At 72.2% G+C, this 26589-nt stretch carries 23 protein-coding genes and 4 tRNA genes; 12 read left to right on the forward strand and 15 right to left on the reverse strand.

Annotated features, from left to right (window positions below; genetic code table 11):
* The first annotated feature begins 31 nt into the window (after positions 1-31).
* The 4 genes from QSK26_RS36685 to QSK26_RS36700 all read left to right on the forward strand — a co-directional run bounded on the left by QSK26_RS36685 (position 32) and on the right by QSK26_RS36700 (position 1277).
* Positions 32-799: a nuclease-related domain-containing protein gene (locus QSK26_RS36685; protein WP_285779954.1), complete on the forward strand. Its 768-nt coding sequence runs from the start codon at positions 32-34 to the stop codon at positions 797-799.
* Positions 800-1014: 215 nt separating this feature from the next.
* A tRNA-Leu gene (locus QSK26_RS36690) sits at positions 1015-1089 on the forward strand.
* A 30-nt stretch (positions 1090-1119) separates the two neighbouring features.
* Positions 1120-1195 (forward strand) — tRNA-Ile (locus QSK26_RS36695).
* A 6-nt stretch (positions 1196-1201) separates the two neighbouring features.
* A tRNA-Arg gene (locus QSK26_RS36700) sits at positions 1202-1277 on the forward strand.
* A gap of 31 nt (positions 1278-1308) precedes the next feature.
* On the opposite strand, the gene QSK26_RS36705 is transcribed toward QSK26_RS36700, so the two are convergent.
* Both QSK26_RS36705 and QSK26_RS36710 read right to left on the reverse strand, forming a co-directional pair.
* On the reverse strand, positions 1309-2661 hold the full coding sequence (locus tag QSK26_RS36705; protein ID WP_285779955.1) for a vWA domain-containing protein: 1353 nt from the start codon (positions 2659-2661) through the stop codon (positions 1309-1311).
* Entirely contained in the window at positions 2658-3515 is an 858-nt protein-coding gene (locus QSK26_RS36710; RefSeq protein ID WP_285779956.1) for an AAA family ATPase, read from the reverse strand. The genes QSK26_RS36705 and QSK26_RS36710 overlap by 4 nt, the downstream gene beginning before the upstream one ends.
* Before the next feature lie 105 nt (positions 3516-3620).
* Here QSK26_RS36710 and QSK26_RS36715 point away from each other — a divergent pair, with 105 nt between their 5' ends.
* Positions 3621-4139 (forward strand): MaoC family dehydratase, encoded by a 519-nt coding sequence (locus QSK26_RS36715; RefSeq protein ID WP_285779957.1) that lies wholly within the window; start codon positions 3621-3623, stop codon positions 4137-4139.
* Between the two features lie 13 nt (positions 4140-4152).
* Here the strand turns inward: QSK26_RS36715 and QSK26_RS36720 are convergent, their stop codons facing one another.
* Positions 4153-4656 (reverse strand): universal stress protein, encoded by a 504-nt coding sequence (locus tag QSK26_RS36720; protein ID WP_285779958.1) that lies wholly within the window; start codon positions 4654-4656, stop codon positions 4153-4155.
* 649 nt (positions 4657-5305) lie between these two features.
* Between QSK26_RS36720 and QSK26_RS42010 the strand changes: the two genes are divergently transcribed.
* Together QSK26_RS42010 and qcrB are read left to right on the forward strand one after the other, a co-directional pair.
* The gene (locus QSK26_RS42010; RefSeq protein ID WP_352244469.1) at positions 5306-6079 is read left to right on the forward strand and encodes a hypothetical protein; all 774 of its coding nucleotides are present in this window, start codon (positions 5306-5308) and stop codon (positions 6077-6079) included.
* Between the two features lie 251 nt (positions 6080-6330).
* On the forward strand, positions 6331-7977 hold the full coding sequence (qcrB, locus tag QSK26_RS36730) for a cytochrome bc1 complex cytochrome b subunit (RefSeq protein ID WP_285779959.1): 1647 nt from the start codon (positions 6331-6333) through the stop codon (positions 7975-7977).
* Here qcrB and QSK26_RS36735 read toward each other — a convergent pair.
* Positions 7961-9172: a DUF4032 domain-containing protein gene (locus tag QSK26_RS36735; RefSeq protein WP_285779960.1), complete on the reverse strand. Its 1212-nt coding sequence runs from the start codon at positions 9170-9172 to the stop codon at positions 7961-7963. The two genes, qcrB and QSK26_RS36735, sit on opposite strands and share 17 nt — an antisense overlap.
* A gap of 53 nt (positions 9173-9225) precedes the next feature.
* Positions 9226-9912, reverse strand: a complete 687-nt coding sequence (locus tag QSK26_RS36740; RefSeq protein ID WP_285779961.1) for a class II aldolase/adducin family protein — start codon at positions 9910-9912, stop codon at positions 9226-9228.
* A 74-nt stretch (positions 9913-9986) separates the two neighbouring features.
* Here QSK26_RS36740 and QSK26_RS36745 point away from each other — a divergent pair, with 74 nt between their 5' ends.
* Positions 9987-10271 carry a 4a-hydroxytetrahydrobiopterin dehydratase gene (locus QSK26_RS36745; RefSeq protein ID WP_285779962.1) on the forward strand — a complete coding sequence of 95 codons (285 nt, stop codon included), beginning with the start codon at positions 9987-9989 and terminating at the stop codon, positions 10269-10271.
* Positions 10272-10337: 66 nt separating this feature from the next.
* Positions 10338-10994 carry a superoxide dismutase family protein gene (locus QSK26_RS36750; protein WP_285779963.1) on the forward strand — a complete coding sequence of 219 codons (657 nt, stop codon included), beginning with the start codon at positions 10338-10340 and terminating at the stop codon, positions 10992-10994.
* Between the two features lie 48 nt (positions 10995-11042).
* Here the strand turns inward: QSK26_RS36750 and QSK26_RS36755 are convergent, their stop codons facing one another.
* On the reverse strand, positions 11043-12569 hold the full coding sequence (locus QSK26_RS36755) for a penicillin-binding transpeptidase domain-containing protein (protein WP_285779964.1): 1527 nt from the start codon (positions 12567-12569) through the stop codon (positions 11043-11045).
* Between the two features lie 85 nt (positions 12570-12654).
* On the opposite strand from QSK26_RS36755, the gene QSK26_RS36760 reads away from it, so the two are divergent.
* Positions 12655-13506, forward strand: coding sequence for a spermidine synthase (locus tag QSK26_RS36760; protein ID WP_285779965.1), 852 nt, complete (start codon positions 12655-12657; stop codon positions 13504-13506).
* Positions 13507-13518: 12 nt separating this feature from the next.
* Here the strand turns inward: QSK26_RS36760 and QSK26_RS36765 are convergent, their stop codons facing one another.
* The 3 genes from QSK26_RS36765 to QSK26_RS36775 are packed head-to-tail and all read right to left on the reverse strand — an operon-like array spanning position 13519 to position 17012.
* Entirely contained in the window at positions 13519-14310 is a 792-nt protein-coding gene (locus QSK26_RS36765; RefSeq protein ID WP_285779966.1) for a class II aldolase/adducin family protein, read from the reverse strand.
* 55 nt (positions 14311-14365) lie between these two features.
* The gene (locus QSK26_RS36770) at positions 14366-15061 is read right to left on the reverse strand and encodes a response regulator transcription factor (protein WP_285779967.1); all 696 of its coding nucleotides are present in this window, start codon (positions 15059-15061) and stop codon (positions 14366-14368) included.
* A complete protein-coding gene (locus tag QSK26_RS36775; protein ID WP_285779968.1) occupies positions 15054-17012 on the reverse strand; it encodes a histidine kinase in 1959 nt (652 codons plus the stop codon). The genes QSK26_RS36770 and QSK26_RS36775 overlap by 8 nt, the downstream gene beginning before the upstream one ends.
* A gap of 347 nt (positions 17013-17359) precedes the next feature.
* Between QSK26_RS36775 and QSK26_RS36780 the strand changes: the two genes are divergently transcribed.
* Entirely contained in the window at positions 17360-18754 is a 1395-nt protein-coding gene (locus QSK26_RS36780) for a serine hydrolase (protein ID WP_285779969.1), read from the forward strand.
* Between the two features lie 140 nt (positions 18755-18894).
* Entirely contained in the window at positions 18895-20232 is a 1338-nt protein-coding gene (gene lat / locus QSK26_RS36785; protein WP_285779970.1) for an L-lysine 6-transaminase, read from the forward strand.
* Here the strand turns inward: lat and QSK26_RS36790 are convergent.
* The 6 genes from QSK26_RS36790 to QSK26_RS36815 form a co-directional block, all read right to left on the reverse strand.
* Positions 20207-20461: a helix-turn-helix domain-containing protein gene (locus tag QSK26_RS36790; RefSeq protein ID WP_285779971.1), complete on the reverse strand. Its 255-nt coding sequence runs from the start codon at positions 20459-20461 to the stop codon at positions 20207-20209. The genes lat and QSK26_RS36790 overlap by 26 nt on opposite strands.
* Before the next feature lie 176 nt (positions 20462-20637).
* Positions 20638-20710: transfer RNA gene (locus QSK26_RS36795), tRNA-His, on the reverse strand.
* Between the two features lie 74 nt (positions 20711-20784).
* Positions 20785-21381: an oligoribonuclease gene (orn, locus tag QSK26_RS36800; protein WP_285779972.1), complete on the reverse strand. Its 597-nt coding sequence runs from the start codon at positions 21379-21381 to the stop codon at positions 20785-20787.
* Positions 21382-21402: 21 nt separating this feature from the next.
* Positions 21403-22626, reverse strand: a complete 1224-nt coding sequence (locus QSK26_RS36805; protein WP_285779973.1) for a DUF2510 domain-containing protein — start codon at positions 22624-22626, stop codon at positions 21403-21405.
* Between the two features lie 63 nt (positions 22627-22689).
* Complete coding sequence (locus tag QSK26_RS36810) at positions 22690-24249, reverse strand: protein kinase family protein (RefSeq protein WP_285779974.1); 1560 nt, start codon at positions 24247-24249, stop codon at positions 22690-22692.
* Between the two features lie 376 nt (positions 24250-24625).
* On the reverse strand, positions 24626-26494 hold the full coding sequence (locus tag QSK26_RS36815) for a serine/threonine-protein kinase (protein ID WP_285779975.1): 1869 nt from the start codon (positions 26492-26494) through the stop codon (positions 24626-24628).
* Positions 26495-26589: the final 95 nt, after the last annotated feature.

Below are 26589 nucleotides of genomic sequence, written 5' to 3' on the forward strand. Positions count from 1 at the left end.
CCACCAGCCAGGTCGACTTCGGGAGTCCGCCATGCCCAGCGGGTCAATCTACGTACCCCGTGACGACAAGTTCACCGGTGCCTCGCACCAGCAGATGTACGAGAAGTTCTGGATCGAGGGGACCAAGGAGCGCAGGCGGCTCCGGGCGGTCAAGGCCGCGGTCGGCCTGGCCGTGGGCATCGGTCTCGCCATCCGCTTCTCGATCCCCGCGCCGCCGGTGGTGGGCGTGCTGGTGGCCGCGCTGGTCGCCGCGGCCGACGCCTTCTGGTCGTGGAAGACGCACGAGGACACCGCCGTGTGGCGGGGCAAGCGCCGCGGCGAGGTCATCACCGGCAAGGTGCTGCGCCGCGGGCTCGCCAAGGAGGGCTACCAGATCCTCAACGGCCGCGCCGTCCGCGGCGCCGCCTCCGTCGACCACCTGGTCATCGGCCCCGGCGGCATCTGGATCGTGGACAACGAGGCCTTCGGCCCCGACACCGACCTCGCGCAGTACGGCGGGCGGCTCTTCTTCGGCGAGAAGTACGGCTCCGCGCACGCCAAGGCGCTCAACGACGCCGCGGCCTCGCTCGCCGGCGTGCTCACCGAGAAGTCCGGCGTCCCGGTCACCATCGAGCCGCTGCTCGCGGTCTTCGGCGGGCGGATGCCGCGCGGCCCCGTGGTGACCGCCGAGGGGCTCACCCTGATGCGGCCCAAGTCGCTGCCCAAGGTGATCCGCCAGCGGGCCACCGCCGCCCTCTCCGACGAGCAGGTCGAGCTCCTCGCCCGCACCGCCGCCCGGGAGCTGCACCGCCTGGGTTGAATGCGTGGCATTCCGCGCGGCCATGCGGTTAACGTGGTCCATGAGCGACGAAGACGATTGACGGAAAGGAGCCGGCGGTGAAATTCGAGACGATCATGCGCCGACGGATGCGCCGCATTCTCCTGATGCCTCGGCAGGCTTCCGGGTAACCCTCTTCGGGTCCGTCAAGAAGCCGCCGGGACGCATTTCCGGCGGCTTCTCCGTTTTCATGCCAGGCCGTTCTAGCCCAACCGGCAGGAGGCACCGCGTTCAGGACGCGGACAGTCAGGGTTCGAATCCCTGGAACGGCACGAGCACGGCCTTCACCCCGGAGGCCGCGCGGCGCGGTAGGGGAGCCCGGCCGTCCCCACGGGCCTCATAATCCCGAGACCGCCGGTTCGAATCCGGCCCGCGCCACTACGGGGCCCCATAGCTCAGCAGGACAGAGCGCCGGTCTACGAAACCGGGTCAGTCGCAGGTTCGACTCCTGCTGGGGCCACTTGGTGAATGCGCTTCCGTAAAGGGGGATCTCACGCGAGTTCTTCGATGAATATGGAGAGCTGGGAGATGTTCCGGCATTCGTACATGGGGACGGCGGCGCCGTAGGCGGTGGCCTCGGAGTCGCCGGTGTCCCATTGCGCTCGGGGCTCGGGATTGAGCCAGTAGGCGTGCCGGGCGCGGGCGGCGAGGGTTTTCAGGGTGGCGAGGGCCATGGGCTGGTAGTTGTTGCGGGCGTCGCCGAGGATCAGCAGCGAGGACTTCGGGCCGATCGCGTCGCCGTACCGGGTGGCGAAGCCTTCGAACGCCTGGCCGTAGTTCGTCCGGCCGAAGCGGATCATGTCCGACTCCTCGGCCAGCCGGGTCATGGCCTCGACCAGGTCGGCGCCCGGGGTGAAGAAGCGGGTGACCTCGTCCACCCGGTCCACGAAACCGAAGGCCCGGACCTTGCTGAACTGCTCCCGCAGCGCGTAGGTCAGCAGCAGGGTGAAGTGCGCGAACGACGAGACCGAGTCGCTGGTGTCACACAGGATGACCAGCTCCGGCTTGTGCGGGCGGCGCGGCCGGTGGTGCGTGGTCAGCGGGACGCCGCCGGTGCTCAGCGAGGCGCGCACGGTGCGGCGGAAGTCGAGCCTGCCGCGCCTGCCGTGCCGGTGTCTCATGGTGAGCCGGGTGGCGAGGCGGCGGGCCAGCGGGTGCACCTCCCGGCGCAGTCTGCCGAGGTCGGCCCTGGTGATCCGGAGGAAGTCGACCTGGTCCAGCGGCGGGCGCACGGCGGACCTGGCGATCCGCTCCGGCCCGGCGTCCTCGGCGATGCGCCGCCGCACGTCGGAGGCCACCGCCTCCTCGAACCGGCGGATGTTGTCCTCGACCCGCCGCCTGGCGTTCTTCTCGGCGAGGCCGCCGCGCTCCTGGCCGGCCAGCACCTCGGCGAGGATGCGGGCCATCAGGGTCTCCGGGGACAGCGCGCGCAGCACCGGGTAGGAGAACCAGTTCTGCCGGCCCTCCGCCGCAGGCCGCCTGCCGTACCTGTCCACCATGGCCCGGGCGAAGGCGGCCATGCCGCCGGCGTCGATCAGCAGTCCCGCGAGCCGCTCGCGCAGCTCCTCCAGGCTCTCCTCGCCGGTGGGCCCGCTCGCCGGGCGGGGGGCGGGCGCGGCCGTGGTGACCGGCGGGAACCACAGGTCGAAGAGCATGTCGAAGCCCGGCCGGTAGGCGGGCCGCTTGATCAGCGTCGCCGCGTACGCCGCGCGCAGCGACTCCCGTTCGCCGAGGTCGATGAGCGCCAGCGCGCGCGCCGCGTCGAGGCCCTCGGCCGGCGAGACCGGCACGCCCGCCTCGCGCAGCGCGTGCACGAAGCCGACGTGCCGGTCCAGCAGGCTCACAGGCCCAGCTCCTTGCGGGCCCGGTCCTGGTCGGAGGCGTGCTTGAGGACGACGCCGAGCGTGTCGGCGACCGTGGCCTCGGACAGGTCGTCGCGGCCGAGCGCGAGGAGGGTGTTCGCCCAGTCCACGGTCTCCGCGATCGAGGGGGCCTTCTTCAGTTCCAGGCCGCGCAGCGTCGCGACGACCCGGGCGAGCTGCTCGGCCAGCGCCCCGGGCAGCCCCGGCACCTGCGACAGCACGATGTCGCGCTCGCGCTCCGGCGCCGGGTAGCCCAGGTGCAGGTAGAGGCAGCGCCGCTTGAGCGCCTCGGACAGCTCGCGGGTGGCGTTGGAGGTCAGCACCACGTACGGCCGGCGCACGGCGGTGATGGTGCCGAGCTCCGGGATCGTGACCTGGTAGTCGGAGAGGATCTCCAGCAGCAGCCCCTCCACCTCGACGTCGGCCTTGTCGGTCTCGTCGATGAGCAGCACGGTGGGCTCCTCGGAGCGGATCGCCCGCAGCAACGGCCGCTCCAGCAGGAACTCCTCGGAGAAGATGTCGTCGTGGGCGGCGTCCCAGGTCTCGCCCGCGCCGGCCTGGATGCGCAGCAACTGCTTCTTGTAGTTCCACTCGTACAGCGCCCGCGCCTCGTCCAGGCCCTCGTAGCACTGGAGGCGGACCACCCGCGCGCCGGTCGCGGCGGCCACCGCCTTGGCGAGCTGGGTCTTGCCCACGCCGGCCGGGCCTTCGGCGAGAAGCGGTTTGCCGAGCGCGCCGGCGAGGAACACGGAGGTCGCGATGGCGTCGTCGGGGAGATAGTGCACGGCGGCGAGCCGTTCCCGTGCGTCGGAGGGTGAGGCGAACCACGACGTCATGTGTGTGCTCCCGGAAAGGACCCGAATTTTGTTCTAGGGTAGCCGGTCGTCCGCCGGCGCGGCGTCCTCCTTGATCGCCCCGAGGGCGGGTGGCACAGTGGCGGCGTGACGGTGCACGGGCCGGCCATCGGCCGCTACTACGAGGACTTCGAGGTCGGCGACGTCTACCGGCATCCGCTCGGCCGGACGATCAGCGAGGCCGACAACACCTGGTTCACCCTGCTCACGATGAACACGAACCAGAACCACTTCAACGCCCACTTCGCCGAGCGCGCGCCGTACGGGAGGATCATCGCCAACTCGGGGCTGACCGTGGCGATCGTGCTCGGGCTGTCCGTGATCGACGTCAGCCAGACGGCGATCATGAACCTGGGATGGGAGGAGATCAAGCTCACCCATCCGGTCTTCCTGGGGGACACGCTTTACGCGGAGTCGATCGTGCTGGACAAGCGCGAGTCGAGGTCGCGGCCGTACGCCGGGATCGTCTCCTGCCGCACCAGGGGGCTCAACCAGGACGGCGACGAGGTGATGTCGTGGCGGCGGGCGGTGATGGTCTACCGGCGTGACGCGCCGCACGACAAGGGGTACTTCCCGCAGGCGAAGAACGGCCCGATGACCCCGTAGGGCGCGGCGGCGGTCAGCCGAGCGGGAGCTGGGGGACGCCGGCGAACTCCAGCGGCTTCGCGTGCGCGCGCTGCGAGGGCACCATGTCGGGCGTCACCACCACGACGGGGCAGCGGGCGCGGACGAGGCAGGCGCTCACCACGGGGCCGATCGGCGCGGGCGCGTCGGGGTCGAACGCGCGGCAGCCGAGCACCAGCAGGTCGGCCTCCTCCGCGTGTCTGAGCAGCACCTGGGGGGCCGAGCCGTGCGAGATCACGGGAGCGAGATGCGGCGCGATCTCCGCCACCGCCCGGCGGATGTCGGAGGCGGCGGCCTCCCGTTCCTCGTCGCGGCACCGCCAGGTGCCCATCGGCGCGTAGGAGGCGCGGCCCTCGCCCGACCACTGCCAGGCGTGCACGGGCTCGATCACCGCCTGCCGTAGCGTGGCCTCGTTGACCGCCCAGAGCAGGGCCGACGAGGACGCCGTGGAGTGGCTGAGGCCTACGACGATGCGTGGCTGGTTCGTCTTCTCGCTCACGGTTCGAGCATTAATCCCGGCGGGTGAGGCCGGGCCAAAGTGCGGGGAAACGTGGTGCTAAATCCCGAGATGATCCCTTATGTCCACCCGGCGTTCGTTTGCCAGCTAAGGTAGATCTTCTGACCGATTCGTGGCTTTATGTTTGCCTTTGGGCCTTAAAGGTAACTAGAGTCCATTTCATGGCAGTCGACGAGACGCTCTTCGACCGAAGGCAGTCGGCTGAAGCCGAGTCCCGGCACCCCGCACCAGGGGAACGCCGGGAGCCGGGAGAACGCACCGGAGCCACGCGCTCCCCGGGGTGAGTCCGCCACCGCGCGGTAGGGCGCCCCTCATGCCCGAACCCCCACAACCCACCCGGTAGGCGCGATGGAGAGGAGAACCCCCGTGGGCCACCCCCGCCCGTGCAGGCTTTCCGCCGCACCGAGTTCCGCCGCCCGCCCGTTGGCGAAGCGTCGCTGACGATCTCCATCGCCGTCGCGGTGGCACCCCTTTAGAAGGGCCGTGCCCGATGGGGCGAGACCGTCGAGCAGTTCCCTCCGCTTGACCTCGTCCTGAGCACGTCACGACCCGTGCCCGCTCTGCGAAGTGCGTACGGATTGTCCTGTCTCCGACCAAAGGATCCCCCACCTTCATGATCGCCTTCTTTGACATGCGTGCGAAGCGTCTCCTTCTCGTCCCCCTTGTTGCCTCCCTCCTCGCCGGCACCGGTGCGGGCGCCGCCCTGGCGGACGCCACCGTCCTCCCGGTCCTCCCCGAGACCAGCGTCCCGGCCAGCGCCCAGGTGATGCTCGCCGGCACCACCACCGCCTCCTACTTCTGGGACGACTCCTCCGGCCGCGCCGGTGACACCGGGCTCCCGGCCAGCGGCAAGCCCATGCAGAAGGGCCTGTTCGCCAGCCCGAGCTGGCCGCTCGGCACCGAGGGGTACGTGTTCTACGGCGGCAAGATGGCCAAGTTCTTCATCGGCGACCGTGGTCCCGGCAACCCCTCCAGCAGCGGCGTCATGCTGGACATCGACGCCAAGACCTTCGCCGAGCTGACCGGCGGCGAGTTCAACCCCGGCACGCTGATGGTCAACGGCAACAACGGCGCCGGTCACATCGACGTCTCCTACGTGATCACCAACTGGGGCGACGGGCTCGGCAAGAAGGACTACCCCGTCTCCTTCTCGGCCGGCGCCTGGCGGATGAAGGACGAGACCCCCGCCGAGCCGCGCACGCTCACCCCGGCGATGATCGAGGCCGTGGCCAGGAACGTGCCGCTGAAGGACGCCGCCAGGAAGGCCCTGCCCACGCCGTCCGCCTCACCCTCCGCGGGCGGCCGGAGCGTCTTCGACCGGCTCGCCCAGTTGGTCGGCGTGGGCGCGGCGGGTGGCGCCTACCTCGGCCTGGAGCAGATCAGGAAGCTGTTGTCCCACCGCTGATCCGACCGCCGCCGTCCGGGTGACGCGGCGCCTCTCCCTCCGCCGCCTCCCGCACCGAGGACGGGCGTCCTCCTTCCCCCTCAGGACGCCCGTCCTCTCCCTGCGCCCGGAACCCCCGGCTCCCTGCGCCCGGAACCCCCGGCCGGGCGAAGTACGCAAATATCCTGTAAAGGTTAAAAACCGCCCACAACCTGCATGGCTGCCGCTCCGAAGGTGAGAGGAAGGGTCCGCGAGCCCAACGGGAGGCGAGCATGGCCGCAGGTGAACCCGAGGTGCCGAAGGCCGTGGCCAGGGGGAGCCGCTTCGTCGACGACCGGGTCGGTGCGGCAGGCTTCCTCAAGCGCAACCTGCGCAAGGTCTTCCCCGACCACTGGACGTTCCTGCTCGGCGAGATCGCGCTCTACTCGTTCGTCATCCTCCTGCTTAGCGGCACCTTCCTCACGTTCTGGTTCAAGCCCGGCATGGGGGACGTCGTGTACAACGGCGCGTACGCCCCGCTGCGTGGCGTGACCATGTCCGAGGCGTACGCGTCGGCGTTGCACATCAGCTTCGAAGTGCGCGGCGGGCTGCTGATGCGGCAGATCCACCACTGGGCGGCCCTGCTCTTCGTGGCCGCCATCCTGGTGCACATGCTCCGGATCTTCTTCACCGGCGCGTACCGCAAGCCACGCGAGCTCAACTGGCTCATCGGCCTGGTGCTGCTCACCCTCGCCCTCGTGGAGGGCCTGACCGGTTACTCGCTCCCGGACGACCTGCTGTCCGGCGCGGGCCTGCGCATCACCCAGGGAGTGGTCCTCTCCATACCGGTGGTCGGGACCTACCTGTCGTTCCTGCTGTTCGGCGGGGAGTATCCCGGCGAGGACATCATCAGCCGGTTCTTCACGATCCACATCCTGCTGCTCCCCGGGCTGCTCGTGGCGCTGATCACCGCCCACCTGATCCTGATGTGGGTGCAGAAGCACACCCAGATGCCGGGCAAGGGGCACACCGAGACCAACGTGGTCGGCGGCCCGCTCTACCCGTCGTTCATGCTCAAGTCGGGGGCGTTCTTCTTCTTCACCTTCGGCGTGCTGACGGCGCTCGGCGGGTTCGCCCAGATCAACCCGATCTGGTTGTTCGGCCCCTACTCGCCGGCGAACGTGTCCGCGGGGTCGCAGCCGGACTTCTACCTGGGCTTCCTGGACGGCGCCCTGCGGATGATGCCCTCGTGGGAGATCAACCTGTGGGGGCACACGCTGACGTTGAGCGTCCTCATCCCGGCGCTGCTGCCGATGTTCGTCATCCTGACCGGCCTGGCCGTCTACCCCTTCGCCGAACGCTGGATCACCGGCGACCGGCGTGAGCACCACGTCGCCGACCGGCCGCGCAACAACCCGCACCGCACCGCGATCGGCATGGCGGCCATCACCTTCTACGGCGTCCTGTGGCTGCTGGGGGCCAACGACGAGATCTCCGCGAACTTCCACATCTCGCTCTACGCGACCACCTGGTTCTCCAGGATCGCGGTCTTCGTGGGACCGGCCGTCGCCTACTACGTCACGTACCGGATCTGCGTCGGCCTCCAGCGCAAGGACGCCGGGCTGGTCCGGCACGGTGTGGAGTCCGGCGTCATCAAGCGGCTGCCGCACGGCGAGTTCATCGAGGTGCACGCCCCCTCGACGGAGGAACTCGCGGACCGGGTGCTGGCGAAGGAACCGATCCCGGTCATCGAGGCCGACGGGCACGACGGGGACGGCGTCCCGCCCAAGGAACTGCGCGGCCCCATCGGCCACCTGCGCGCCCGGCTGAGCCACGTCTACGGCGGGGACAAGGTCCCGCTGCCGGAGGAGGAGCACGAGGAGGGGCGGCCGCCCGCGGAACTGGAGCAGCGCGGCCGGCGGTCTAGGCCTCGCCGATGAGCGCCTGCTCGTCCGGCTTGAACACCAGCACGTTGTCGATGTAGGAACGGACCGCGGCGGCCAGCCCGATGTCCCCGCCCGCGGCCTCGGACCGGAACCAGCGGTGGTCGAGCACCTCGTGGAAGAACTGCGCGGGCTCCAGCTTGCCGCGCAGCCCGGCCGGGATCGCGGCCACCGTGGGCTGGAAGATCTCGGCGAGCCAGCGGTGCGCCACGATCGCCTCGTCCTCGTGCCGCAGGCCGCTCTGCACCCGGAAGGAGTCGAGGTCGTTGAGCAGCCGCCGCGCCTGGTTCTCCTCCACGTCCAGGCCGGTGAGGCGGAGCAGGCGGCGCTGGTGGTGCCCGGCGTCCACGACCTTGGGCCGCACGATCAGCCGGCCGGTGCCCGCCTTGCGGCGGACCATCATCTCCGCCACGTCGAAGCCGAGGGAGTTCAGGCGGCGGATGCGCTGCTCCACCCGGTGCCAGTCCACCTCCTCGATGATCTCGTCCTCGGTGAGCTCCTCCCACAGCCGGTTGTACCGGTCGAGCACCTGCCCGGCGATCGCCTCCGGGTCGATGGACGGGTGCAGCAGGCCGCCCGCCTCCAGGTCGAGCATCTCGCCGTAGATGTTGGTGTGCGCGAGGTCGATGTCGTGCCTGCGCAGCCCCTCGCTGATCAGGGGATGGATCTCGCCTGTCTCGGCGTCCACCAGATAGGCCGCGAACGCCCCCGCGTCCCGCCGGAAGAGCGTGTTGGACAGCGAGCAGTCGCCCCAGTAGAAGCCGTACAGGTGCAGCCGGACCAGGAGCACGGCCAGCGCGTCGAGCAGCCGGGTGAGCGTGTCGGGCCGCAGCGTGCCCGACATGACCGCCCGGTAGGGGAGGGAGAACTGCAGATGGCGGGTGACCAGGGCGGAGTCCAGCGGCTCACCGTCGCGGCCGGTGCGCCCGGTGACCACGGCGACCGGCTCGACGGCGGGCGCGTCCAGCCTGCTGAGATCCCACAGCAGGCGGTACTCCGCCTTGGCGTAGCGCTCGCTGATCTCCTTGATCGCGTACACCCGGTCGGCCAGCCGGACGAAGCGCACCACGTGCCGGGAGATGCCGCGGGGGAGCGGGACCAGGTAGTGGTCCGGCCACTCTTCCAGGGGGAGGTCCCAGGGCAGGCGGATGAGGTCGGGATCGCTGGGAGCGCCCGTGATCTGCAACGGCAACCCATCGCTCCATTCGTTCCGCTGACTCCGCTGGTTCCGCTGGGAAACGTTAGTCACTTTCCTGGTTCGATGTCCGGGACGTCCGATCCGTGGACCGGTTCCCGGCGCGGGAACGCCTGCGGGTTGAGCGCCCGCTCGACCACCGCGCCGAGCTCCTCCTCGGTCAGGACCCGGGGCTCGCCCACCCCCTTGGCCCGCACGTACACCTCGCAGAGCCACTCCAGCAGCCTGGTCGCCTCGAAGGCCGTCTCCAGGTCCGCGCCGAGGGTCACTCCGCCGTGGTTGGCCATCAGCACCGCCTGCCTGCCGGCGAGCGCCTCCATCACGTTCGCGGCCAGCTCCGGCGTGCCGTACGTGGCGTAGCGGGCGACCCTGATCGTGCCGCCGAGCAGCAGCGCGTTGTAGTGGATCGGGGGCAGCTCGGTCATGGTGGTGGCCACGACGGCGCCGAAGACGGAGTGCGTGTGCACGACGGCCGTGGCGTCGGTGGCCGCGTAGACGGCCAGGTGCATCGGCGTCTCGGAGGACGGCTGCCGCTCGCCGGAGACGACATATCCCTCGATGTCCAGCACCGGGCAGTCCTGCGGCGTCATCCGGTCCAGCGCGACCCCGGACGGGGTGACCGCGACGAGGTCGCCCGAGCGCACGCTCAGGTTGCCCGAGGTGCCGATCACCAGCCCCGACTCGATCGCCCGCCTGCCGTACGCGCACAACGCCCTGCGCTCCTCGCCCATCAGCATGCGATCAAACTAGGCGTTCCCGCCGTCCCGGGCAAAGGGTGGCATGGCCCCGTTCCGCGTGATGTCCTGGAATCATGCTGGACGAAACGGAGATCACCAGGAAGCTGGCCGGGCTGCCGGAATGGCGGCGTGAGGGCCGCGAGATCAGGCGCACCTTCAAGGCGCGGGACTTCCCGGCCGCGATCCGGGTGGTGGACGAGGTCGCCGCGCGGGCCGAGGAGCTGAATCACCATCCGGATGTCGACATCCGCTGGCGGACCCTGCACTTCGCCCTGACCACGCACGACGCGGGAGGTTTGACGGAGAAGGACTTCGCCCTCGCCGGGGACATCGACCGGATAGCCGAGCGTTACGCTTAGTCCTTGCGCGATTACGGGCTAGAGTTGCGCCTCGACCAATCCGTTCCACGAAGGGAAAGTTTCGGCATGCGCCGTCTCCCTGTCCTCGCGCTCGTCATGCTCAGCGCCGCCTGCGGTCAGCAGGGGGCGGTCGGCTCCGGTGAGGCTCCGGTCGTGAGCCCCGCCGCCGCGCCGTCCACCCCCTCCTCGCCCTCCGTCGAGGACTCCCCCGGGCACACCCCGGGCGAGTCCACCGCGCCGGTCCGGCTCACCGGCGGCGGCACCTTCAAGCCCTACAGCGAGGGCGCGAAGGCGGTGGTCTACGACAAGAAGCTGGCGCCCGAGGGGGCGAAGGCCGACATCACGGTCGACTCCAGCGGCCAGGAGACCACCTCCAAGCTGACCGTCGCCGGCCTGCTGCCCGACCGCAAGTACGGCTCGCACCTGCACACGAAGTCCTGCGGCGCCAAGCCCGACGACTCCGGCCCGCACTTCCAGCACATGCCGGCCCAGGGCCCCTCGCCGCACACGGCGGCCAACCCGACCAACGAGGTCTGGCTCGACTTCACCACCGACGCGTCCGGCGCGGCCACCGCCGAGGCCAAGCAGCCGTGGGGGCTCAGCCCCGACCGGCTGCCCAAGTCGCTGGTGATCCACGCCGAGGAGACCACGCCCACCGGTCCCAAGGCGGGCACGGCCGGTGACCGGGTGGCCTGCCTCGACCTGCGCAAGGCCGGCGCCTGACCGCAGGCCCGCCCGGCGGGCGCGCAGGGCTCACAGGGCGCGCAGGGCTCACAGGGCGCGCAGGAAGCGGGAGGCGATGGGCAGCGCCGCCCTGCGCACCGGTCCCTTGCCCTTGACGAACACCGCGAATGCCATGTCCTGCCGGTAGCCGACGAACCACGTGCCGACATCCGGGGTCCGCCCCGCGTGACCCGCGACCCCCTTGGGGAACAGCCCGGCGTTGGCCTCCTCCGCCGCTTCGGCCTGCATCATCGTGCGCAGGCCGGAGGCGACGGCGGGCGGCACCGTGACCTCGTTCGGCCGCACCCGGTCCAGTACCCGCGCCGCCTTCTCGGTGACCAGCCGCGGCGGGCGCCAGGTGCCGTCCTTCACGGCCGCGGCGAGCAGGGCCATGCACAGCGGACTGGCGGCGACCGTGTTACGGCCGACCGCGTCGGTGGCCAGCGCCGACCGGTTCGCGCTCTTCGCCGGGGGGCGTCCGCAGGTGCCGCCGACGCCGGAGCCCAGTTCCCGGCCGAAGCCGAGCGACTCCGCCTGGCCGGCCAGCTCGTCCGGGGTGAGGCGTTCCACCGCCTGCTGGGCGAAGGTCGTGGCGCACGACAGGCTCATGGCCTTGGCCAGCGAGACCGTGCCCGGGGCCGTGCCGCCGGCGTTCTCGATCTTCCCGGCGCGGGCGGGCGGGGTGTACTCCCCGGGGCAGGCCACCCGGCTGTCCGGGGTGAGCCCGTCCGACAGCAGAGCCGCCGCCGTGACCAGCATGAACGCGTCGCCGGGCCCGTAGACCTCCTCGAACGCGCGCCGGCCCGCGCCCAGCCGGTCCGCCACCGCGAGCACCTCCCCGGTGCTGGCCCGCACCGCGACGATCGTCGCGGGCTGCCGTACCCCGTCCAGCGCCCTGGCCGCCGCCGCCTGCATGCGCCAGGACAGCGTGGTGCGCACCTTCGAGGTGGGCGGCGGCTGGTAGACCACGAGCCGCCTGGTGACGCCCTCGCGCACCTGATCGATCGCCCAGCCCGAGGTGGTCCGGTCCAGCCGCCTGTTCAGCTCGCCCAGGTAGGACTCCGCGCCGTTGTCGTTGGGCATCCGCTCCCCGGTGCGGGTGACGAGCTCCGTCGTGGGCACCCTGGTCTCGGTGAGCTTCAGCGCCGCCCCACCGGCCAGCGCCGGGTGAAGGGTCTCCGGCGACCACAGCACCTTCCACACGCGGCCCCGGACCGCGAGGCGCAGCGTCGTGCTGAACGGCCACGCGCCCAGCTCGCGCACCTGGCGCACCCCCTGGACCCGGATGTCGGCCGCCTCGTCGCCGCGCCGTACGATCGTCCCCGGCGTGAGCGCGATCGACTCCACCCGGAGGTCGCGGTCGAGCCGCCGGTGCCGGTCGGCGAAGTCGGCGGGAGGTTCGGCTACCAGGGCGCTCATGGCCGCGTAGTCGCCGCGCCGCCAGGCGTCCAGATAGGCCCGGGAGGTTTCGGCCGCGCTTCCGCTCACCGGACCCAGCCAGAACCATCCCGCTCCGCAGGTGCCGCCCACGACGAGGAGCACGGCGAGCAGCACGAGGAGCCTACGAGGACGCATACGGTTTTTCTCCCAGGGGGTGTCCCCCAGGGGTATACCAGAACGGACCATCCGAAAGGGAACCGAACATGAAAGATCCGGCGTGATGGCGCGACGTACCTCCCACGAGCCGATGCCGGGCCGTTACACCGTCACCTTCGGAGAGGTGGAGCTCCTCCAGGACCTGGACCGGCCGGGCGGCTGGATCCTGCTGTCCGGCGGGGTACCGCAGTCCTACGTGGATCTCGACGATCCGGAGTACCTCGACTTCGAGTACGTGCGCCTGATGGCCGACGTGATCGACCTGCTGGACGACGGGCCGCTGGAGGCGGTGCACGTCGGCGGCGGCGCCTGCACGATCCCGCGTTACGTCGCCGCGACCCGCCCGGGTTCCCGGCAGATCGTGGTCGAGCCGGACGCCGGGCTGGTCCAGCTCGTCCGCGACCAGCTCAGGCTGAAGTCGGTGCCGCTGCTGAAGGTGCGCGTCGCCGACGGGCGGGCCGGGTCGGCCCAGCTGTGGGACGACTCGGCCGACCTGTTCGTGCTCGACGCCTTCAGCGGGGCCGTGATGCCGGTCGAACTGGCCACCGCCGAGTACCTCGCCGACGTGGCGCGGGTGCTGCGCTACCGGGGCACCCTGCTGGTCAACCTGGCCGACGGGAGGGGGTTGTCCTTCGCCCGCCGGTTCCTGGCCACGGTCCTGGACACCTTCCGGCACGTGGCGCTGCTCGCCGACCCCGGCGTCATGCGGGGGCGGCGCTTCGGCAACCTCATCGTCGCCGCCTCCCGCATGGAGCTTCCGCTCGACGACCTGGTCCGCCGCGCCGCGGGCGGCCTCAGCCAGGCCCGGTGCACGCACGGCGAGGCGCTGCGGAAGTTCGTGGCCGGAGCCGCGCCCATCCACGACGGCCAGAGCGTCGCCGCCCCGGTCCCGCCGTCCACGTTGTTCGACCGCTGAGCGGAGGTCCCGTCAGTCCAGCAGGTCGGGCTCGGCGCGCAGGATCTGGTCCCACAACGGCTGGAAGTTGAGCCAGCCCAGGAACTCACTGCCGACCTGGCCGTGGGTGAGCTTGGCGTTCTCGTGGTCGATCGGCACGGTGGGGCCGGCCGCCTTGGCCGCGAGCTGCGCCTGGCACGAGCGCTCCATCGTGACGAACCACCAGGCCGCGGAGTCGACCGACTCGCCGACGGTGAGGAGGCCGTGGTTGCGCAGGATCACGGCCTTGTGCGAGCCGAGCGCCCGCGCGATGCGGCGGCCCTCCTCGGTCTCCAGGACGACGCCGGTGTAGTCGTCGAACAGGCCGTGGTCCTCGTAGAACGCGCAGGCGTCCTGGGTCAGCGGCTCCAGCGGTGTGCCGAGGGACGACAGCGCCTTGCCGTACACGGAGTGGGAGTGCGCGGCGGCCACGACCTCCGGACGGGCCCTGTGGATCATGGAGTGGATCGCGAAGGCCGCCTGGTTGACGTGGTGGCGGCCTTCGACGACCTCGCCGGCGTGGTTCACCAGGATGAGGTCGCTCACCCTGACGTGCCTGAAGCTCATCCCGAACGGGTTCACCCAGAAGTGGTCGGTGTGCTCGGGGTCGCGGGCGGTGATGTGCCCGGCGATCCCCTCCTCGAAGCCGAACCGGCCGAACAGGCGCAGCGCCGCGGCCAGCCGTTCCCTGCGGTGGCGGCGTTCGTCGCCCACGGAGTCGAAGGCGGGCGGCGTCGGGAAGGTGAGCTGTTCGCTGGGCACGGGTTGCAGGTCGGCAAGGCTCATCGCGTCGCTCCAGAAGAATGTTCTTCGATTGGCGCAAGTATGACCCCATACCGGATCAGGGTGAAGACCCTCCGGGCGGTGCGCCGAGATAGGCGAGGACGGCCGCCACCCGGCGGTGGGTGTCCGGGCTGTTCTCCAGGCCCAGCTTGAGGAAGATCGAGTTCACGTTCTTCTCGACGGCGGACACCGACAGGCTGACGGCCCTTGCGATCCCGCCGTTGGACTTGCCCCTGGCCATCTCGCGCAGCACGTCCTGCTCCCTGGGGGTGAGCGCGGGCGCCCCGGGATCGGCGCGTACGGCCCGCCGCGCCAGCAGCCCCTCCACCACCTTGGGATCGATCACCGACCCGCCCGAGGCCACCGCCTGGATCGCGCCGAGCAGCTCCTCCAGGTCGCCCACCCGGTCCTTCAGCAGGTAGGCGAACCCCTCGGTGCCGCCGCGGAACAGCTCGAAGGCGTAGAGCGCGTCGGAGAACTGCGACAGGACGACCACGCCCACGCCGGGATGCGCGGCCCGGATGCGGTGGGCGGCGTCGATGCCCTCGAACCCGGGCCGCCAGGATCCGCCGGGCATCCGGATGTCGGTCAGCACCACGTCGGGACGCAGCCGGCTGGTCGCGTCGAGCAGCTCGTCCGCGGTGCCCACGGCGCCGACCACGAGCACGTCGCCCGAGCTCTCCAGCAGTTGCCTGGTGCCCTCCCTGACCAGGTAATGGTCATCGGCGACGACCGTGCGCAGCCGCTCAGCCATGGGCGGTCACCCACGCCCGCACCCGCGTCCCCGCGCCGGGCGCGCTGACGATGTCCACGCCGCCGCCCAGCGCGGCCAGCCGGTCCGCGAGCCGGTCCAGGCCGGCCGAGGACACCGCCCGCCGGTCGAACCCGATCCCGTCGTCGTCCACGAACGCCTCCAGCTTCCCGGCGGCGTGCGCCAGCCGTACCTCGATCCGGGCGGCCGCCGCGTGCTTCAGCGCGTTGGCGACCGCCTCGCTCACCGTCAGATACACGGCGCCCTCCACCTCGTCGGGGAAGCGCCGCTCGCGCAGGCCGGGCTCGGCCAGCACGGTCGTCCGCACCGGCAGCCGCGAGCAGCGCTCCTCGACCGCCTCCACCAGCCCGCCCTGGCTGAGCACGGAGGGATGGATGCCGGCGGCCAGCTCGCGCAGGTCGTTCAGCGTCTGGCGGGCCTGCTCGCGGAGCAGCGCGAGGGTGCCGGGGCCGCCGCCGCCGGACGCCCTGGCCAGCTCCAGACCGGCGATGAGCGCCACGAGCTGCTGCTGCACGCCGTCGTGGATGTTGCGCTCGATCCGCCGCCGTTCGGCCTCCTGCGCGTTCACCAGTCTCGTCGCCAGGCCGGCGCTCTGGATGGTCAGCGCGACGGGCACGGCGAGCGCGCGCAGCAGCCGCACGTCCTCCGCGGTGACCGGTCCGCCGGGCTTGGGCCCGCACGAGATGTGCCCGAGCCCGGCGGGCACCGGCAGCACCAGCACCGCTTCGCCGGTCTCCTCCCCGGCCACCACCCGGGTGCCGTCGGCGAGGGTCACCGCCGCCCACCTGGCCCCCAGTCCGGCCTGTACGGCGGACGCCACCCGGCTGAGCTGCTCCACCGGTTCCGACTCCTCCAGCGCGGGACCCAGGTCGGACAGCAGGTCGGCGGCCGTCGGACGGTCGCCGAAGACGATCCGGTCGGCCAGCCGTTCGAGCCGTGCCCTCGCCGGCTGGAAGATCAGGGTGACCAGGACGGTCAGCCCGATGGCCACCCCCACCGGCAGCCGCTCGCCGGCCGCCATCCCGAACGCGGTCGCCACCCCGGCGTAACCGGCGGCGATGGACGCCCACAGCAGCCCGTAGACCACCGACCGCCGGACCGCGAGCCGCAGGTCGAACACCCGGTGCCGGATCACGGTCAGCAGGATCGCCGCGGGCAGCGCGCTGAGCACGCTCACCAGGCCGACCGCCGCCGACAGCAGCCCGCCGCCGCCCGTGTTGAAGAACAGCAGCAGGACGAAGCCCACGATGTTCACACCGCCGCCCAGCGCGATCCAGCGCAGCCGCCGGCGCTCCGCCCGGCTCGCCCCGCGCGCCCGGGTGCGGAGCGAGAACAGCGCGGCGATCCCGCAGCACAGCGCGACGAGCTGGGAGACCGCGTTGACGAGCAGGGCGACCAGCCCGGGAAAGCCCGCCAGCCCGAACGGGTTGACCACGGCGGGGACGGTGGGCAGCACGTGGCCGGGCGAGAGGAACTGGGCGACGAACTGCACGGCGACGGCGGCGCCGCCGACCCGGCCGAGCAGCCGCCAGCGCGGCGAGGGCGGCCGGCCGTCGGGGAACAGCAGCGGGACGAAGATCCACGTCAGGCTGTAGTAGAGGCCGGACATGGTGCACAGCGCCACGCCCACCGCCAGCAGGGCGTCCGCGCCGGGACCGCCGGCGGCCGCCCTGGTCACCAGGCCGACGCCGAGCACCATGAAGCCGAGGCAGCAGCCGATGGCCAGCAGCAGCCAGCCGTAGCGGTTCGCCGGGCGGTGCGAGGAGACCAGCCAGCCGAGGAACGGCAGCGGAAGGGCCAGCAGGATGAACGCCACCGTCGTGATCGGCGGCGGGAGGCCGACCTCCAGCAGGCCGCCGGTGACCAGCGCCACCGTGGCCGCCCCCGCGCTGACCCCCGCGACCACCCGCGCCGCCGCCCCGGGCGTCCGCACCTCCGCCCCTCCCGCAGGCACCGGCGTTCCCGGAGACACCGGCGTTCCCGGAGACACCGTGGGCTCCGGTGCGCCTCCGGCGTGCCGCGTCCCGTGAGCGTCCGGGGAGGTGATCTCCGCCGCCGCGGTGCCTTGCGCCGTGGCCGGTCCGGGGGCCGGGGGCGGCGGCCGTTCGCCGTGCATGTGGCCCATCGTGCCCGCGGGCGCGCGGTCGCGTCTATGAGGTTGTCCGCACATCGGGTGCGGACATCCGCAGGTCCGGGACGGAGGCTGGCAGGCTACGCCGGCGCGCCGGCCTTTCCTAGCGTTTGCGGTGAGCCGCCGTACACCTCTGTGAAGGAGCATTCGTGCATCTCCCGAAGAAGCGGATCCGGGTCACCGCGTTGGCGCTGGCCGGAGTCTCCCTGCTCGCCACGGCGTGCGCGGGCGGCGAGGGGGCGGCGCCGACGACGACCGCCTCCCCGTCCCCTTCGGCCACGCCCACCGCCCCCGAGGTGGAGATCCCCGCCACGCCGGCCGGCGACCAGCTCCGCTGGCTCCTCGCCGCCATCCCGCGCGCGCCCCTGCCCGAGGCCGAGCTCGCCGAGCACGTGCACCCGGCCTTCCTGGCGCAGGTGCCTCCCGCGCAGTTCAACCAGTTCATCCAGAGCCTGGCCGGCCTGCGGCTCACCGAGCTGACCGGCGCCCGGCCCGACGTGATCACCGCCACCACGGTCCTGGCCGGGCAGAACTTCGTGCTGTCGATCACGGTCGACGGCACCGGGAAGATCGTCGGGCTCACCGTGCGACCGCCCCAGCAGCCCAGGCCCACGCCGGCGAGCTGGTCGGAGATCGACGAACGGCTGCGCGCGATCGCGCCCCGGGTGGGCTTCCTGGCCGCGGAGGTGACGGACAAGGGCGCCTGCCGTACGGTGCACGCCGTGGCGCCCGGCAAGGCCAGGCCGCTCGCGTCGATGTTCAAGCTCTACGTGCTGGCCGCCACCGCCGAGCGGGTCGGCGCGGGCGCGCTCCGCTGGGACGACCGGCTGACGATCACGCCCGAGCTCAAGAGCCCGTCGCCCGGCGGCATCCACACCCGTCCGGACGGCAGCGAGGTCCCGGTCGCCGAGGCGGCCGAGCTGATGATCTCCATCAGCGACAACACGGCCACCGACCTGCTCATGCACGAGGTGGGCAGGACCAGGGTCGAGCACCGGATGGACCGCTGGGGCGCCGGCGACCGGCGTAACGTGCCGCTGCTCACCACCAGGGAACTGACCGTGCTGAAGTGGGCCGACTATCCGCGCCTGTTCCGGGCGTACGAGTCGCGGGGCGTCCAGGGCAGACGCGCCTACCTGCGGGACACCGTGGCCGGGGTGCCGCTGTCCCGGCTGGCGCCGGAGCCCGTGTCCCGCGAGATCGACTCCCTGGAGTGGTTCGCCTCACCGCAGGACATCTGCCGCGCCTACGCCGGGCTGGAACGCCTCGCCGAGCGTCCCGGGCTCGCGCCGGTCGGCACCGCGCTGTCCCGCTCGGACGCGGGCCTGGACCTGGACCCCGCCGACTGGCCGGACGTCTGGTTCAAGGGCGGTTCCGAGGGCGGCGTGCTGACCGCGGGCTTCCTGGCCAGGACGGCGGCCGGCAGGACGTACGTCGTCACCCTGCTGACCTCCGACCCGGACCGGGTCTACGACCAGGACGCCGGGCTCGCCGAGATTTTGGCGCTGACCAGGGGAGCGTTCGCCCTCGCCAGTAAGGCGTGACCGCCCGCACCCCGTGCCTCCGTCCGCGGGCACGGGGTGCCCTTTGAGGTTTTCGTGATCTGGCGATTTTCGCGGGAAGATTTCTTGTTGGAGGCGCGATAAGGGGGAAGTATCCGAGTACGGCCCGATGCGGAGGTGACATGTACGTACACGACCGGCTCGCCCGCCATCTGCTCGTCGACGGCTATCACATGGTGCTCGACCTTGATCGGAGCGAGGGCTCCTGGCTGGCCGACGCGGCCACCGGACGGCGTTATCTCGACTTCTACACCTTCTTCGCCTCCGCGCCGCTGGGCATCAACCCGTTCGGCGACGACCCGGACTTCCGCGACCTGCTGGGCAAGGTCGCGATGAACAAACCGGCCAACTCCGACCTCTACACCGTCCATCTGGCCGACTTCGCCGACACCTTCGCCCGCGTGCTCGGCGACCCGGAGCTGCCGCACCTGTTCTTCGTCGAGGGCGGGGCGCTCGCCGTGGAGAACGCGCTGAAGGCCGCCTTCGACTGGAAGAGCCGCAGGAACGAGGCGGCCGGGCGCCCGCCCGAACTGGGCGGCCGGGTGCTGCATCTCACCCGGGCGTTCCACGGCCGCAGCGGCTACACGCTCTCCCTGACCAACACCGACCCGGTGAAGACCGAGCGGTATCCCGCCTTCGACTGGCCGCGGATCGAGGTGCCCGCGATCCACCGGTACGAGGACGAGCCGGGCGGGGTCGAGGCGGCCGAGGCGCGCGCGCTGGGCCAGGCGGCGGCGGCCTTCGAGCGCCACCCGCACGACATCGCCTGCTTCATCGCCGAGCCGATCCAGGGCGAGGGCGGCGACAACCACATGCGGCCGGAGTTCCTGCGCGCGATGCAGGACCTGTGCCACGAGCACGACGCGCTGTTCGTGCTCGACGAGGTGCAGACCGGCGTGGGGCTGACCGGCACGCCGTGGGCCTACCAGCAGCTCGGGCTGCGGCCGGACATCGTGGCCTTCGCGAAGAAGGCACAGGTCGGCGGGATCATGGCGGGCCGCAGGGTGGACCTCGTGCCGGACAACGTGTTCCGGGTGAGCGGCCGGATCAACTCCACCTGGGGCGGCGGGCTGGTCGACATGGTCCGCTCCCGGCGCATGCTGGAGATCATCGAGCGTGACGGGATCTTCGAGCGGGTGGGCGCGCTCGGCGCCCGCCTGCTGGCCGGCCTGCACGAGTTGCAGGCCGCCCTGCCCGGCGTGGTCGGCGCCGTCCGGGGCCGGGGCCTGATGTGCGCCTTCGACCTGCCCGACGCCGCGACCAGGGACGCGGCGATCATCCGCATCCGGGAGGAGGGCGGAGTGCTCGTGCTGCCCTGCGGAGAACGCTCCGTCCGGCTGCGCCCCGCCCTGTCGGTCGGCGCCGAGGAGGTGGAGTACGGCCTGCGCGCCATCGCCTCCGCCGTGACCGCCCTGGCGGAGGCCGGTCCGCTGGTCAGATCGGGTCCTGTGGCGGGGTGAGACTCACCCACAGGCCGATCGCGGTGACCCGGGAGTCCACGCCGAGTTTGGCGTAGATCCGGTTGACGTGGTTCTTGACCGTCTTCTCGCTGAGAAAGAGATGCTGCGCGATCTCGCCGTTGGAATGACCGTTGGCGATCAGTTGCATGACTTCGGTCTCACGCTTGCTCAGGCCCGATGCGAGCCGGACGTCGCTGGGTCCGGCTTCGATCGCGGGGTCGACTGTCATCCGGGTCTCCGGTCATGGTCAGGCCGCCGAGGCCCCCGCCCCTTCCGGCGTAACGGTTGACAGCGAGCATAACTCCCAATATCAAACTTTGGGGGCAAAGTCGGTCAGGAGATACCGCAACTTTTCCCGGACGCAACAAAAGACGGCCGGTTCCTTTCGGAACCGGCCGTCGCACGGGTGAGCGATGGGACTTGAACCCACGACATCCAGGACCACAACCTGGCGCTCTGCCAACTGAGCTACGCCCACCATGTCCGCCGCAGCGGCACGTTAGAAGTGTAGCGGTTTTTCGCAGTCGATTCGTCCAGCGGGCGGGCGAGTCGTCACGAACCCGCGACGATCTCCGCGACCTCCCGCGCGGTGCTGGAGTCGGGGCCCGGCAGCGGCACGAAAACGGCCGCCCGGTAGTACCGCAGCTCGCGGATGCTCTCGGTGATGTCGGCGAGGGCGCGGTGGCCGCCCTGCTTCTCCGGGGAGGCGAAGTAGACCCTCGGATACCACCTGCGGACCAGTTCCTTGATCGAGGAGACGTCGATCATCCGGTAGTGCAGGTGGGCGTCGACATCGGGCATGTCCCGCGCGATGAAGGCCCGGTCGGTGGCGATGGAGTTGCCGCACAGGGGCGCCTTCTTGGGCTCCTTGACGTGCCCCCGGATATACCCCAGGATCACCGACTCGGCCTCCGCCAGGGTGACACCCCCGCCGAGCGCCGTCAGCAGGCCGGAGGTCGTGTGCATGTCGCGCACGACGTCCGACATCTGCTCCAGCGCCTCGGACGGGGGCTTGATGACCACGTCCACACCCTCGTCCAGCTGGTTCAGCTCGCCGTCGGTGACGACACAGGCCACCTCGACCAGCGCGTCACGGCCGAGCTCGAGCCCAGTCATCTCACAATCGATCCAGACCAGCAGATCACTCATAAAGACAGACTAGTGCCGTTCTCAGGAGAGCTTGAGTGAGTCCAGCACCCGCTGGACGTTCCCGGTGTCCAGGTTGTCCGGCACGGACATGTAGAGCAGGGCCGGATGCTGCTCGTCGGGCCGGTCCACCAGCACGATCGCGCCGCGCTCCTTGCGCCACTTCCAGTTGTTGTCCTTCGCCACCGGGGTGAAGTCCAGCTCGAACTCGACGACCCAGGCATCCCGGCCGCCGATCTTCCTGGCCTCGTTCTTGATGATCCGCTGGCCGTGCGGCGGGCCGTACGAGGTCTGGTTGTAGTACTGGAAGAGCGTGTTGGCGGTGACCTCCAGGCTCTCCGGGCCGTTGTAGGGGATCGTTTCGAGCAGGGGGCCGGTGTAGATGTTCCCGATCCAGTCGTTCTCGCCGTTGTAGCGCTCCTGCGAGATCGCCTCGACCTTGCTCGTCCACGGCTGGACGCCGGCCTGGCCGGGGGCCGGCTTCGGCACCCGCCAGGCGCCCTTGGGGACCGCGTAGGACAGGCCGGCGGCCTCGTCGGTGATCCGGCCGTTCTCGGGCTGGGGCAGCGGCACGGGGGAGGTCTCCGGGCCGGGCTCGGTGGGGATCGGCGGCAGGCTGGGCTCGGGAAGCTGGTCGGGCAGGCCGGGCGGCGAGGCGCTCGGCACGGGGGCCTGGCCGCTCGCCAGCTCGTCCGGCGCCGCGTTCACCACGAAGACCACGGCGACGATGATCGCGATCACCACGATCAGCGCGCCGCCGCCGCCGAGCACCCACGGCCAGACGTTGCTCCGCCGCTGGGGACCGCCCGGCGGCTGCCCGAAGTCCGGCACCGGCATCTGCGCCGTGCCGCCCTGCGGGCCGGGGCCCCACTGGGGCTGCTGCGCCCACCGGGACTGGTCGTACTGCTGGGTCGGCGCGCCATGACCGGCCTGGGAGCCGGGCTGGGTGCCGAACGGGGGACCGGGCTGGGTGCCGAACGAGGGACCGGGCGGGGGACCGGTTGGGGGACCGGGCTGGGGGCCGGGGCCGCTCGGAGGGGCGAAGGCGGCGTGGTCCTGGGGGGCCGCGCCCCCCGGGGGCGGGCCGACCGGCGCGGGGCCGGGCGCCGGTTGCGGTGGCGGGGCGGACTCCTGCCGGCCCTGCTCGACGGGGTGGGTGGCATCCGTCCACTGGCCGCCGTCCCACCATCGTAGCTGGGGCGTGCCATATGGATCGGGGTACCAGCCCGCGGGGGTATTCGTGGTCATGGCCGCCAGAGTAGTAAGAACCGGTATGCGATGCATTGTGAACGACGACCGGTTCGGCTCGGGTCAGCGGCAGCGGTAGGTGAAGGTCGCCTTGTCCTCGACGCGCTTGCCCGAAGCCGGGGCGGGGGACAGGACACGGAGGGTGGCCGTGCCCTTGAAGGAGCCTTCGCCCTTCACCGTCCACTTCAGGCTCACCTGGTGGGTGGTGCCGTCGCCGACCGTCTCGGTCTGCTCGATCGGCTGCTTCCTGTCGCTGCGCACCCACGCGTAGCGGATCTCGCCGCCGCCGCCGTTCGTGGTGATCACGCCGTTGATCGTGACGGTCGAGTCGCAGCCCTGGACCTTCTTGGGCGCCGTGACGTCGACCTTCTGCACGGCCAGCGCCGGCCCGGTGTCCCGCAGCAGCCACGCCAGCAGCGCGCCCGCCACCACCAGGGCGAACACCACCGCCGACAGCACGGTACGCCGCCTGCGCCGGGCCGCCGCGCGCCGCAGCCGGCGATCCCGGGCCGCCGGGGTGGCCTGCTCCCGGCCGGACCGCCAGATGTCCTCGGCCGTGCTGCCGGTCGGCACCCCCGGCCCGAACCGCACCTCATCGCCGCCGGGGTGCGCAGTCGAGCGGTGGTCGCCCTCCGCCGGGTGGGTGCCCGCCGCGCCCGAACCGCGGTCGCCGGGGTAGGCCGCGTGACCGGCGCCGAAGCCGCCGTCGCCGGGGTGGGCCGCGTGGCCGCCGCCTCCCGGGTACCCCGTGCCCGGCGACCCGGACCCCGGGGTGGTGGGCGGCGTCGCCGTACTCGCCGGGAAGGTGCCGGAGCCGGGCGTGGGGACGTGCAGCAGCGTGACGATCTCGCCCTCGTCGTGCCCGGTCGGGTACGGCGTCGCCACCGGCGTGGGGAGGCCCTGCCGCCACACGCGTACGGCGTCGGCCAGCCGCTCCCTGCCGATGAAGCCGCCCGGCAGCCGGTCGCGCCCGGCGAGCAGCACGTCACGAGCGGCGGCGAGCCCGTGGGTCAGCGCCGTCGAGGCCACCTGGTCCAGCAGGACGGCGGCGGCGCCGGCGTCGCCCGCCCAGGTCGCGGCGAGTCCCCTGGCCAGCGACGCCCAGGCCGCCACGTCACGCTCCGGCGCCGGCGGCAGGCCGCGCAGCGCCTCGGCGAGCCCGCGCTCCGCGAGCAGCGCGGCGCCGTCCTCGCCGGCCACCACCGTGCCGGGTTGCAACGCGCCGTGCGCCAGCCCCGCCGCGTGCACGGCGAGCAGCGTCTGCGCGGTCTCCACCAGGACGGCCGCGGCGCTGCCCGCGTCCGGGATCGAACCGGCGGCGGAGTTCAGCAGATCGGTCACCGTGGGGCCGGCGGGACGCCCGGTGAGCAGCCACACCTCGTCCCCCGCGGCGACCAGGTCGGCGATCGGCAGCAGCCCGGTCAGGCCGCCCTGGGTGAGCCGGCGGTCCGCCGACACCGCCGAGGCCAGCCGCCGCACCGCCTCCCGGTCGGCCACGAGCCGCGCGTCGAACCGCAACGCCCCGGCCGCCCGTCCGTCCGGCGCCGTCGCCTCACTCCACGTGCCCAGCTCACCGAGCCGTCCCCGCCCGCCCAGCCGGAACCCCGCGATCACATCCGTCACGACCACACCACCGCCCACCCGTCCGGGAACGCCCGGGACGCGGGCACGCCTCCGCCGATCTGGGACGCGCCGTGGCGCCGGAAGGCGGGGACGCGCATGGCGGCATGGTGGGCACGGGGGTGGGGGTGCCCGGTGTGTGCGTGGGGCGCGGGGGCCGGGACGGTCATGATCGTGTGCCTGCCGGTCGTCCGGTCATGAGCGTGCGCTCGCCCTCCCTGTTCAATGCCGCCTGACTGCGCCCGGGGGCGCCGTGACACGTCTCCCCGTCAGTGTGCCGGGAAGGCCGCTCGCCGTGACACGTCTCCCCGTCAGTGTGCGGGAAGGCCGCTCGCCGTGACATGCCTCACCGCCAGTGTGCCGGGAAGGCCGCCCGCCGTCACCTGCCGGCGGACGTTCCGCCGCGCGAGACGCGGTCCTGGCCGTCCGCGGGCCCGTCCCCGCCGGGACCGCGGTCCCCGTGCGAGCGTGCGGAGCGCCCGTCCGGCCCTTCGATGCGGCCGGGATCGTCGGTGATCGCCGCCGGCCCTTCGGCGCGGCCGGGATCGTCGGTGATCGCGGGCGGTCCTTCGCGGCCGGGGTCGGCGGTGATCGCGGGCGGGTCCGCCGGGGTGGAGCCCGGGGCGGAGGTGATCGCGGGCGGGTCCGTCCTGCCGGGGCCGTCCGTGCCGCTCGGTTCGGGTGTCGGGGTCTGCGGCGGCGGGGTGGGGGTCTGCGAAGGTGGCTCCTGGGTGCGCGTCCGGGTGGGGCGCGGGTCCGGGGACTGGGGCGGCCGGGGCGACTGCGGATTCGTCGTACGGGGCGGGGTCGGCGTGCTGCCGGACCCGGGGGAGCCGGGCTTCTGCGGGCCGAGGGTGACGGGCGAGTCGTCCTCGTCGGAGCGGGTGGGCCGCGGGACGGGCCTGCGGGTGGGCGCCTTCGTGGCCTTGTCGTGCTGCTTCTTCGTCGCCTTGGGCTTGGGCTCCTCGGCGGCCGGGGAGGTGGCGCCGGCCGCCGCGGTGGCGGTGGGCGCGGTCTCCTGGGCAGGGTCCGCCGGCTCCTCGGTGGGCGTGCCGGTGGCCGTCTCCGTGGCGGTCTCGGTGGGCTCCGCGGTCTCGTCCGCCGGAGTGGCGGGCCCGCTGGTGCCGGGCACGACCGGGGTGCCGGCCACGGACGCGGTCGGCACGATCGCCGAGGTGTCCGCGCGCAGCTCGGTGTCCTGCGTCGAGCTGACGAGGAGCGCGGTGACGAGGCCGAGCACGCCGACGACGCCGGCGCCGAGCGCGACCCGCACGGCGAGCCGGTTCCGCGCCGACCGGGCGGGGGAGTCGTCGTTCCCGCCGCCGAGGAAGGTTTCCGCGAGGGACGTGTCGGCCTCGGACAGCAGGTCGGCCTTGGGGAACTGGAGGGCGAGCAGCCCGGCGAGCGTGGCGAGGCGGCGGCGTCCGCGGCGCTCCCAGTCGGCGCCGTAGACGCCGAGCGCGACGGCCTCCAGCTCGGTGAGGAACGCCTCCGCCGACGCCGGCCGGTCCGCGGGGTGCTTGGCCAGCCCCCGCTCGACGAGCCCCTGCAACGGCGAGGGGATCTTCTCCAGCGGCGGCGGCATGGTCTGGTGCTCGTGCGCGAGCACGGTGAGGTTCCTGGCGTGGAAGGGCCGGGAGCCGGTGAGGCACTCGAAGAACACGATCGTCGCCGCGTACACGTCGGTGGCCGGCGAGGCGGGCGCTCCCGCCCACTGCTCGGGGGCCATGTACGGCGGTGTGCCGGCCGCGCCCCCGCCGGCCCCCGCGCGTACGGCGATGCCGAAGTCGACCAGCTTGCTGGCCCCGTCCTCGCCGACGATCACGTTCTCGGGCTTGAAGTCGCGGTGCACGATGCCCGCCCGGTGCGCGGTCACCAGACCGAGCAGCGCCCCCCTGAGCACGACGAGCGCGGTCTCCGCACCGGTCGGCCCCTGGGAGCGCAGGACCGCGCGCAGGGACACCCCGTCGATCAGCTCCATCACGATGGCCGCGCCCTGGCCGCTCTCCATGTACTGGTAGAGGCGGGCGATGCGGGTGCTGTTCAGGGTCTCCAGTAGCCGGGCCTCGTGGCGGAACCTGGCGACGAAGGCCATGTCCGACCGGAGCTCGTCCGACAGGTACTTGATGGCGACGAGCGTGCCGTCCTCGTCGTGGCGTGCCATGACGACCCGGCCGGAGGCGCCGGCGCCGAGCTCTCTGATCTCGGTGTAGCCGGGAACCTGCCAGGCTGACGGCGTCCCGAACATCACGGTCTCCTTCTGCCTGGGCCCCCACCCTTGTTACGGGGGGTAGCTTAGTGAGCATCGACCGCCGTGTGTCAGGAATTTTACCTATCTGTCGC

This window comes from Microtetraspora sp. NBRC 13810 (assembly GCF_030268685.1).
Classification (GTDB): domain Bacteria; phylum Actinomycetota; class Actinomycetes; order Streptosporangiales; family Streptosporangiaceae; genus BSRQ01.

Excerpts from the sequence above, each read along its gene's own strand:
- QSK26_RS36685 (WP_285779954.1), top strand. The coding sequence starts at position 32 with ATGCCCAGCGGGTCAATCTACGTACCCCGTGACGACAAGTTCACCGGT.
- QSK26_RS36710 (WP_285779956.1), bottom strand. The coding sequence starts at position 3,515 with ATGACGTCGTGGTTCGCCTCACCCTCCGACGCACGGGAACGGCTCGCC.
- QSK26_RS42010 (WP_352244469.1), top strand. The coding sequence starts at position 5,306 with ATGCGTGCGAAGCGTCTCCTTCTCGTCCCCCTTGTTGCCTCCCTCCTC.
- qcrB (WP_285779959.1), top strand. The coding sequence starts at position 6,331 with ATGGCCGCAGGTGAACCCGAGGTGCCGAAGGCCGTGGCCAGGGGGAGC.
- QSK26_RS36740 (WP_285779961.1), bottom strand. The coding sequence starts at position 9,912 with ATGCTGATGGGCGAGGAGCGCAGGGCGTTGTGCGCGTACGGCAGGCGG.
- QSK26_RS36745 (WP_285779962.1), top strand. The coding sequence starts at position 9,987 with ATGCTGGACGAAACGGAGATCACCAGGAAGCTGGCCGGGCTGCCGGAA.
- QSK26_RS36750 (WP_285779963.1), top strand. The coding sequence starts at position 10,338 with ATGCGCCGTCTCCCTGTCCTCGCGCTCGTCATGCTCAGCGCCGCCTGC.
- QSK26_RS36755 (WP_285779964.1), bottom strand. The coding sequence starts at position 12,569 with ATGCGTCCTCGTAGGCTCCTCGTGCTGCTCGCCGTGCTCCTCGTCGTG.
- QSK26_RS36760 (WP_285779965.1), top strand. The coding sequence starts at position 12,655 with ATGGCGCGACGTACCTCCCACGAGCCGATGCCGGGCCGTTACACCGTC.
- QSK26_RS36765 (WP_285779966.1), bottom strand. The coding sequence starts at position 14,310 with ATGAGCCTTGCCGACCTGCAACCCGTGCCCAGCGAACAGCTCACCTTC.
- QSK26_RS36770 (WP_285779967.1), bottom strand. The coding sequence starts at position 15,061 with ATGGCTGAGCGGCTGCGCACGGTCGTCGCCGATGACCATTACCTGGTC.
- lat (WP_285779970.1), top strand. The coding sequence starts at position 18,895 with ATGTACGTACACGACCGGCTCGCCCGCCATCTGCTCGTCGACGGCTAT.
- QSK26_RS36790 (WP_285779971.1), bottom strand. The coding sequence starts at position 20,461 with ATGACAGTCGACCCCGCGATCGAAGCCGGACCCAGCGACGTCCGGCTC.
- orn (WP_285779972.1), bottom strand. The coding sequence starts at position 21,381 with ATGAGTGATCTGCTGGTCTGGATCGATTGTGAGATGACTGGGCTCGAG.
- QSK26_RS36805 (WP_285779973.1), bottom strand. The coding sequence starts at position 22,626 with ATGACCACGAATACCCCCGCGGGCTGGTACCCCGATCCATATGGCACG.
- QSK26_RS36815 (WP_285779975.1), bottom strand. The coding sequence starts at position 26,494 with ATGTTCGGGACGCCGTCAGCCTGGCAGGTTCCCGGCTACACCGAGATC.